This is a genomic window from Nosocomiicoccus massiliensis (assembly GCF_000438455.1).
GTDB classification, from domain to species: Bacteria; Bacillota; Bacilli; order Staphylococcales; family Salinicoccaceae; genus Nosocomiicoccus; species Nosocomiicoccus massiliensis.
In genome coordinates, this window is sequence record NZ_CAVG010000007.1 from 1 (window position 1) to 8,179 (window position 8,179).

General features: G+C 34.0%; 9 protein-coding genes. All 9 read right to left on the reverse strand.

The features are described 5' to 3' along the window. Window positions 1–5 precede the first annotated feature (5 nt). Window positions 6–491 (reverse strand): dihydrofolate reductase, encoded by a 486-nt coding sequence (locus tag TJ68_RS00230; RefSeq protein WP_040928113.1) that lies wholly within the window; start codon window positions 489–491, stop codon window positions 6–8. Between the two features lie 9 nt (window positions 492–500). After that, a complete protein-coding gene (locus tag TJ68_RS00235; RefSeq protein ID WP_040928114.1) occupies window positions 501–1,454 on the reverse strand; it encodes a thymidylate synthase in 954 nt (317 codons plus the stop codon). 201 nt (window positions 1,455–1,655) lie between these two features. After that, on the reverse strand, window positions 1,656–2,093 hold the full coding sequence (locus TJ68_RS00240) for a BrxA/BrxB family bacilliredoxin (RefSeq protein WP_040928115.1): 438 nt from the start codon (window positions 2,091–2,093) through the stop codon (window positions 1,656–1,658). Further along, window positions 2,093–2,890: a virulence factor gene (locus tag TJ68_RS00245; protein ID WP_238315989.1), complete on the reverse strand. Its 798-nt coding sequence runs from the start codon at window positions 2,888–2,890 to the stop codon at window positions 2,093–2,095. The genes TJ68_RS00240 and TJ68_RS00245 overlap by 1 nt, the downstream gene beginning before the upstream one ends. A 35-nt stretch (window positions 2,891–2,925) precedes the next feature. Then, window positions 2,926–3,195, reverse strand: coding sequence for a NifU N-terminal domain-containing protein (locus TJ68_RS08625; RefSeq protein WP_238315990.1), 270 nt, complete (start codon window positions 3,193–3,195; stop codon window positions 2,926–2,928). A gap of 62 nt (window positions 3,196–3,257) precedes the next feature. Further along, entirely contained in the window at window positions 3,258–3,650 is a 393-nt protein-coding gene (locus tag TJ68_RS00250) for a ribonuclease HI family protein (RefSeq protein ID WP_040928116.1), read from the reverse strand. Next, on the reverse strand, window positions 3,650–4,522 hold the full coding sequence (locus TJ68_RS00255; protein WP_040928117.1) for a 5'-3' exonuclease: 873 nt from the start codon (window positions 4,520–4,522) through the stop codon (window positions 3,650–3,652). The genes TJ68_RS00250 and TJ68_RS00255 overlap by 1 nt, the downstream gene beginning before the upstream one ends. Beyond that, window positions 4,512–5,360, reverse strand: coding sequence for a sulfurtransferase (locus TJ68_RS00260; RefSeq protein WP_040928118.1), 849 nt, complete (start codon window positions 5,358–5,360; stop codon window positions 4,512–4,514). Before TJ68_RS00260 ends, TJ68_RS00255 begins: the two co-directional genes overlap by 11 nt. Continuing rightward, window positions 5,347–8,179 (reverse strand): dynamin family protein (locus TJ68_RS00265; protein WP_040928119.1); only part of this gene is annotated, 2,833 nt, incomplete at its 5' end. The genes TJ68_RS00265 and TJ68_RS00260, both read right to left, overlap by 14 nt.

Genomic DNA, 8,179 nt, shown 5'->3' on the forward strand with positions numbered 1-8,179 from the left:
AAATATTATTCATAAGAATCCTTCTTTACGTAATGTAAATATGCGTACGGATAATTTACTTCTTCTGAAACGTCATAATCTTCTCTTGAAACCAATTCAAAATCATTTTTGTCATATTCCGGGAAGAAGGTATCTCCAACGAATGATTCATAAATTTCAGTGACGTACATCTCTTCAACATCATCGATCATTGCATTGTATAATTTGCTGCCACCGAATACAAATACTTTACCGTCTAAAGATTTGATTTCATCGAGACTACGAATAATCTCAACACCGTCATCATCTATATCTTGACTCGTTAAGACGACATTTTTTCTATTCGGTAATGGTCTACCAAGTGACTCATACGTCGTTCGACCCATGACGATTGTATGTCCTGTTGTAATTTTCTTTAATCGTTTTAAATCATGTGGTAAGCGCCACGGCATGTCGCCTTTAAATCCGATAACGTTTTGATTTGCATATGCTACTATTAACGATAACATTATTTTTCTCCTTTAGACCGCAATTGGTGCTTTAATGCTTTTATGACTTTTATAATCAACGAGTTCAAAGTCCTCATATTCTAAATCGAACATAGATTTATCTGTGTTAATTTTAACAGTTGGTGCGTCGAATCCGTCTCTAGAAAGTTGAGTCTCAACTGCTTCGATATGATTTTGGTAAATATGAACGTCACCAAAAGTATGAACGAATTCACCGACTTCTAGTCCTGTTTCTCTTGCGACGAGTAACAATAATAGACTGTATGACGCGATGTTAAATGGAACGCCTAAAAATACATCCGCACTTCTTTGATAGAGTTGTAGACTTAACTTACCATCGTTTACGTAAAACTGAAACAGCGTATGACATGGCGGTAATGCCATCGTTTCAATTTCTGCTGGATTCCATGCAGAGACGATATGTCGTCTAGAATATGGTGTGTTCTTGATTGATTCGATTAAGTTTTGTAGTTGGTCGACAGATTCTCCATTTGGCCCAATCCAATCTCTCCACTGTTTACCATATACATTTCCAAGTTCACCATATTTTTTAGCGAATGTATCATCTGTTAAAATACGTTCTTTATATTTTTCCATTTCTTGTTGATATACTTCGTTAAAGGCTTCGTCCTTCAACGCACGTCGGCCAAAATCTGTCATATCTTCACCGTGATAATCATCAGATTCGACATAACGTTTAAATGCCCATTCGTTCCAAATGTTATTGTTGTACTGAAGTAAGTACTTGATATTCGTATCTCCACGCATAAACCAAATGAGTTCTGTTGCAATCAGTTTAAACGATGTACGTTTTGTCGTTAATAATGGGAAACCTTTACTTAAGTCAAATCGCATTTGATATCCGAATGTTGAAATTGTACCCGTTCCTGTGCGGTCATCTTTAGTTGTTCCTGTGTCTAACACATGTTGTAGTAAGTCGTGATACGCTTGATCGAAAGTGTTCATTAAAATCTTCCTTTCTTTTATTCGGTATTTTTAATATAATATAAGTAATCATATATACTTCAAACGAAGGAGTGTTCCGTATGGAAGCAGTAATGTTTACTGGATTAGTATTACTTTCACTTTACATGATTTCGATGTGTATTTTTGAATAATACTAATTAATAGACTAAAAAGGAAAGCATAATCAGTGCTTTCCTTTTTTTATTGGCAATACTCGTCAAAGACGTCTTTTAAATCCATCATAATATCTTCAATTTCTCTGCCCTCAATAAACATTCTCGGTAAGAAGTATTTTAACTCTTTACCTTTAAATAATGCCATTGATGGGCTCGAAGGTTCCTGACCAATATATGTTCTCATCTCTTCAGTTGCTTCTTTATCTTGTCCCGCAAAAACAGTTACTAAATGATCTGGTGTATTTGGGTTTTGTAACGCGACTGTACGTGCTGCTGGTCGTGCAAGTCCTGCTGCACATCCACACATACTATTGATAACAACGAAAGTCGTCTCATCTTCATTTACATTGTCCATAAAGTCTTTGACCGCTTCTTTAGTTGTGAATTCTTCAAAATTGTATTTTGTTAGGTCTTTTCTATAAGCATCAACAAGTTCATTCATATATGCTTCATATGGATTCATTATTGATTCCTCTTTTCCATTTGTTTCCAGACACTTCCAAGTGCTCTTTCGCCTTCTTCAATTCTTGAAATCGCAAGTTCTTTTTGCAATTTACATTCGTATGATGAATCTTCTCTATATTGATATAAAAATGGAAGACTAGAATCGTCACCGACTTCATATACAAACATCGCTGCACGCCAACGAACGATTGGACTTTTATCATCGAGTAACGGACACATATCTTTTAAACCAGACTTAAGACCAAGATCACTATATGCATCTCCTGCAGTTCTACGAACTGTCACGGATTTATCTTGGAGCGCCTGCTTTAAATAATTTAAAGTTTCCTCTTTTTCAATCATTGCTAGAAGTGAAACTGCCATACGACGAATTTGTACTTTTGAATCGTTTAGTGCGTATGATAAGATTTCATAATCGCCTTCATCCGGTGTATCAAAGTGATTTAAATAATAGAGTCTCTTCTTCCAATCCTCTTCTTGCTTGAAAGTATCTAAATCAATTTTAAAATAGCGTTTTGGTTCTGGTTGTTTATTTTCTTTAGCAGCCTTTACAAGATTAGTCAGACGCTCTTTTGTATAAAGTGCACCGATTTCTTCTTTTACTTCAGTTAGAACGTCATTTAGCTCACCGTAATAGTATCCGAGAGACTCCCATTTTCTACTAAATATAATATTGTCTTCAGGGAGTGTGGCAGCTTCTACAGCGTTTAAAAAGTCATCGTTTAACGCTTCTCTCACTTCGCCATCATTAAGTTTAATTTGATAAGGAATTTCTTTAAATGATAGTAATTCCACTTTTACTTCTCCAAAATGATCGTCGACGTGCGCAATTACTTTTTTGTATCCTGTCCTTCAAATTGAGCTTCAATTTTAGGAATTACAACGTCCCACTCTGCTCGTGGATCTTTATCTACAGATATGAAATCTAAAGCGTAAAATACGCTAGTCACTTCATCGATTTCAAGTACACGGTTGATGAAGTCTGGATTTTCTGGACTTACTTCTTTATGTGTTGAAGATTTCATATCTGGTTTTTGCTCATCTAAAACAACTTTCATCGTATTTGGGTTTGGTGTTGGTTCGATTTTGATAATATTCATATACTTTCTCCTTATTTTACGTATTACAGTCATTATACTATTTTGAGAGAGGTTTTTTAATTTTATTTGTTTAAATATTTATATAACTCTGTTTTAGCGAGATGATCTGCGTGTTTATTGTGCTCACGTGTGATAAAAGAAACTAATAATAAATCAAATTTAGACTCGTAATTAACGAATGATGTTAAATATTGTTTAAAGCGCGGATCTTTTGCAAAACGTTTATCGATTGAATCGACAACAATTTGTGAATCGGTATAAATTATTGCTTGTTTAATATTCAATTCAGTACACTTTTCAAGTGCAAAGTTTAACGTCGCCCACTCTGCTTCGTTATTATCAATATGATGAAAAACTGATGTAAATTCGTGTGTAGTTTCATTTTTGATGATCACTGCTCCAACAGAAACGTGAGGATGTTGACGTGTTGCTGCATCGATGTGTACCGTCGCCATTATAAATCTAACCCTTCTACGTAACGTTTTGCGATTGTTAAGTCGTACTTATCGAGCACTTGTAGAGTGCGTTCAAGGTTAAATTCATAATCACTAAACTGAATCACATCGTTTACGTTTATCGGAACATCTGTAATAATTTCAGCGAGTCTTCGGCTGAGTATTAAATGATCGTAGTCTTTTATAATATTTTCTTTTTGACGTTTTGTTAAAGCGTCTAGATTTTCTAGTAAATGGTCTAAGGATTTGTGTTGTTGAATTAGTTTTAACGCGGTTTTTTCACCAATTCCGGTGACGCCAAAGTATCCGTCACCGCTATCTCCCATTAATGCTTTTACATCGATAAATTGATGTGGCGTAATTGAAAATTCTTCAGTAAAACGATTTAGATTATATATATCGTATTCAGTGTATCCTTTTTTCGTTAGCCATAACTCGTTATCGTCATTAATGACTTGTAAAAGGTCTTTATCTCCAGAAATAATCACCGAATTATCATAGTGTTTTGTAATCGTTCCGATGAGGTCGTCCGCTTCATATCCCTTTAACCCAATTTGATAGAAATCAAGCTCAGCAAGTACATCTTTCACTAAATCGAATTGAGGAACGAGTTCTTCTGGTGGTGCTGGACGATTAGATTTATAATCTTCATACCACTCTGTTCGAACAGTCTCACTCCCCATATCCCACGTAATGATTACTTTTTCTGGTTGAATGATTTCTATAGCTTTATAAATGTGTCGAATTGTCCCTTGTACACCATTTGTTGGTAGATCAAAACTGTTGTAAAAAAATTGCTTACTAAAACTTGTTGCAAAGAAGTGACGGAATAACAGAGCCATTCCGTCGACAATTAATAATTTACTCAATATCTAATACACGTTCCTTTAGCGTCGTTTCCTTCGTGAGAATCGGTTCATCTTCACGAATCCATTCAGAGAAACTACCACCATATAATTTTACGGGAATGCCGTTTTCATGTAAAAACGTAAACATCGGTGTTGCACTCATTCCTGATCCACAAGAGACAGTCACTGAATCAAACTTTTTAATGTCTTTTAATTCATCTTGTAAAACATCTAATGACATCGTCCCGTCTTTAAATAGTGTCGTATTTGGAATGTTAATCGCAGTCGGAATATGACCACTTTTACTATCCATGTTATCTCCTTGACCGAGATAACGCGAACGTTCACGTACATCGATTAATAAATGATTTGGATCTTTTATGCTGTTTTTAACATTTTCAAATGTCGCATATAAAGATTCATCAGGCAATTGATCAACGTCTTCAAATACAGTTGGTAGATTTAATTGGATATGTTCAACTTTTTTCGCAACTTCTTTTAGCACATCTAAACTACCAATATATAGCGTCGTTTCATAGCCATAAAGTTTAAATACGACGTATAGACGTGTATGAAAGAAACTGTTGTCGTTTGCAAACAATACGATTTCTTTTCCTGGTTGACTTAATGCATCATATAAACCTTTTACGACACCTGCAGTAGGCACAGGGCTTCTCCCATTGTTATGGCCACCCGCTTCAACGATAAATGGATTCTCTTTAATGTGAATCGTATTCTCAATTGGATCGTTAAGTACTAATTCTTTTGTCTTCTCTTCGTTCCCCATAACGTTTCTCGTGTCGACAAGTAATAATGTGGAAGGGTCTAATTCTAGTAGCTCTTTTTCATTAATGATTGTCATTTTCCTCACCTACAATTGAATGTATTTCGTTTAATAAATCGATACTTTCCTTGTACATCACTTCATCTGGTGCTTCGATTGGTGTATTTAACATCTGTAATACTCTCGTTTTATCTTCTAACAACTTATAATCGACATCATTAAAATAATACTTCGAATTTTGAATGACGATATCTTTTAGTGCGTCTAATTGAATAGAGTCTACAATCATTTTACTAAGTTCTAATAATTGCTCTCTCAGTTGTTTATGCGTTTTAACGGACTTTTCGAGCTGCTTTAATTCTGCGTTCACATGTGTGTCATCTACTGTAACTTTCACTTGATGCTGATCTACTTTTGGATATTGTAGCGTGTCTACAACATTGCTTGCTCTCAGTTTAACATTAAAATCATTGATATGTTGATTTACTAAACCATCGATAAATCTATACACGTTGTTGATAATTGTATTACTTTCAATCGTTACGTACTGTTCAATGTCGTTTTTAATTGATTGACGATTCGCACTTAACATTTTTTTAGAAACGTCGTTCATTGAAATATTAGACGATAGATAATCATACAATTTAAGCTCTAGTTGTTTTGGTATGAATGCAAATAAATTCTCGATTTCACTCACTGTTTCGTTTTTGACCGTATGTGCTGTAAAGGCATTCAGTAACTGTGAAGTATTATGACGGTTTTCTTTAAGCGTATTTATATATGACTCACCTTCATCGAATTGTTTAATATTTGATTTTAGTAATTCGATAAACTGCTTAATATTTTCATCGATAGAAAGTGCGAGTAATTCTTTTGATTTATTTTCTGCATCTTTTAAAAATGACAACTTCACCGCTTCAAATGATGCATCATCATGTTCTAATGCATACTTACTTGAAACACCGTAAATCTGATGTTGAATTTTTAATTGGTTTAGCGACTGATGCATATATGCTTCAACGTCTTCAATTTCGCTATCATTTTTCGCTAAGTCAACAGCGTTAATAACGACCGATAACGGAAACTCTTTTCCTTTGATTGATTGAATATACTTTAAAAATTGTGCATCAGATTGTGTAAACACATGGTTAAAATACGATACGTAAATGATTAAGTCACTATTTGCGATAATTTGGTGTGTTTCTTGTGTATGACGTTCGTTTATCGAGTTAATACCTGGTGAGTCGATAATAGTAAATTGATCTAATAACGGTGCATGATGGCCGATAAATGCCTTATCGATAAATATTGCATGACTGTCTTCACTCGTTTTAAAATCGATGTCTTCTCGAGTCGTTTCTACTTTTTGACCGAATAGCGGTCGATACGTCTCTAAATTTTTGTTCACACCATTTTTAAGTGGTACAAATAATTTAGGCACATCCATTTTATTTAATTGTTTGACTTGGTCATCTAACGACAAATTGCTCTTTCCAGTGACAGACTCTAACAATTCAACGATTGATTCTTCAGATTTATATTGAATATAGCTTTTAACGCTGTTACTAATCTCAGTAATTGAAGCGGTCGTTGGGTTCGGACTTGTCGTAAGAAGTTTTTCTTTTAATAAAGCGTTGATAAACGTACTTTTCCCTGCGCTAAATCCTCCGAATACACTAATATTCGCTTCGTTATGCTTTAAACGGTTAAGTTTATTCGTTAATAAGTCATAAATATGTTTGTAGTTATTTGACTCTTTGATTAAATCAGTAATTTTATAATAATTATTTGTATCTAACGCAGAAGACTTAAAGTCATAACTCACAACGTCTTCTTTTTTCTCTGTTAAATCTTTAATCGTGTCGAGTGATACTTCAATGTTTTCATTTAATGCTTTTAATTCATCTTCGACATGAGTATATAAGTGTTTGTAACTTCCAGATAAAAACACAGACTTTAACTCAGCGAGTTGAAGTGCTTTTTTGTAACGATTTAATTCTTCGTCTACCGTATCATCTGGATTAACGTCATGAACTTTAATATCTAACTGCTTTATAAATACTTTAAGGAGATTTCTTACTTCTTTAGAAATCGTTTGTTTTAATTCTCCTAAATAGACATCTAAAACTTTCTCATTACTTTCAACGATCTCATAATCTGTAAGTAAAGTGTCGTGATACTCATATTTAAAGTATTCGTTTGATGAGACTTTAAGCTCTAAAAACAAGTCATTGATTTGCGTATTAATTTGACGATCAATAACGTCTTGCATCAGTTGATGCACAACCTTTACTTGATCATCTTTCATCGCTTGTAACTTTTTCTTTTTCCAAAATAAACCTTTCACTTGTACGTCCCCGGTACTGATTTTAAAGTACTCGCGTATACTATCCTTTACGTCATGTGGGAATAAGTAACTATTACTCACAATATCTTTCGCATGCGTGTCTACGTATTCCGTTAATTTCTGAATATCACTTTTAATATGTGACGCAACGTGTACTTGTTTTTCTTCTTGTAAATAATGGATATGCGTTTTTAGATCTGATTCTATTTTTGAATCTACGTCTAAACTATTTAACTGATCAACTAAATATTCGATATGTTTTTGCTCGATGTTTTCGATAATTCTTTCATGATACAACTTTTTAAACGATTCTCTTGAATCGTCTAATACTTTTAAAAACGATTCTAGTTGTTCATTTTGACGGTATGGTGTGTCGTATATCGACGTCGTAAATATATGTTCTGGATGAATATGATGGTTTGATAAAGTCGACTTTAAACGATTGATGAACGTGTCATATGATAATTCACTATCGTCGTGTTTATCGATTTGGTTGACGATTAAAGAAAATGGAATATTATAAGACGCGATTTCTTCTAAAAATGATAAA

Bases quoted from the DNA above. Each gene is read 5' to 3' on its own strand.
- TJ68_RS00235 (WP_040928114.1), bottom strand. From the start codon at position 1,454: ATGAACACTTTCGATCAAGCGTATCACGACTTACTACAACATGTGTTA.
- TJ68_RS00240 (WP_040928115.1), bottom strand. From the start codon at position 2,093: ATGAATCCATATGAAGCATATATGAATGAACTTGTTGATGCTTATAGA.
- TJ68_RS08625 (WP_238315990.1), bottom strand. From the start codon at position 3,195: ATGAATATTATCAAAATCGAACCAACACCAAACCCAAATACGATGAAA.
- TJ68_RS00250 (WP_040928116.1), bottom strand. From the start codon at position 3,650: ATGGCGACGGTACACATCGATGCAGCAACACGTCAACATCCTCACGTT.
- TJ68_RS00260 (WP_040928118.1), bottom strand. From the start codon at position 5,360: ATGACAATCATTAATGAAAAAGAGCTACTAGAATTAGACCCTTCCACA.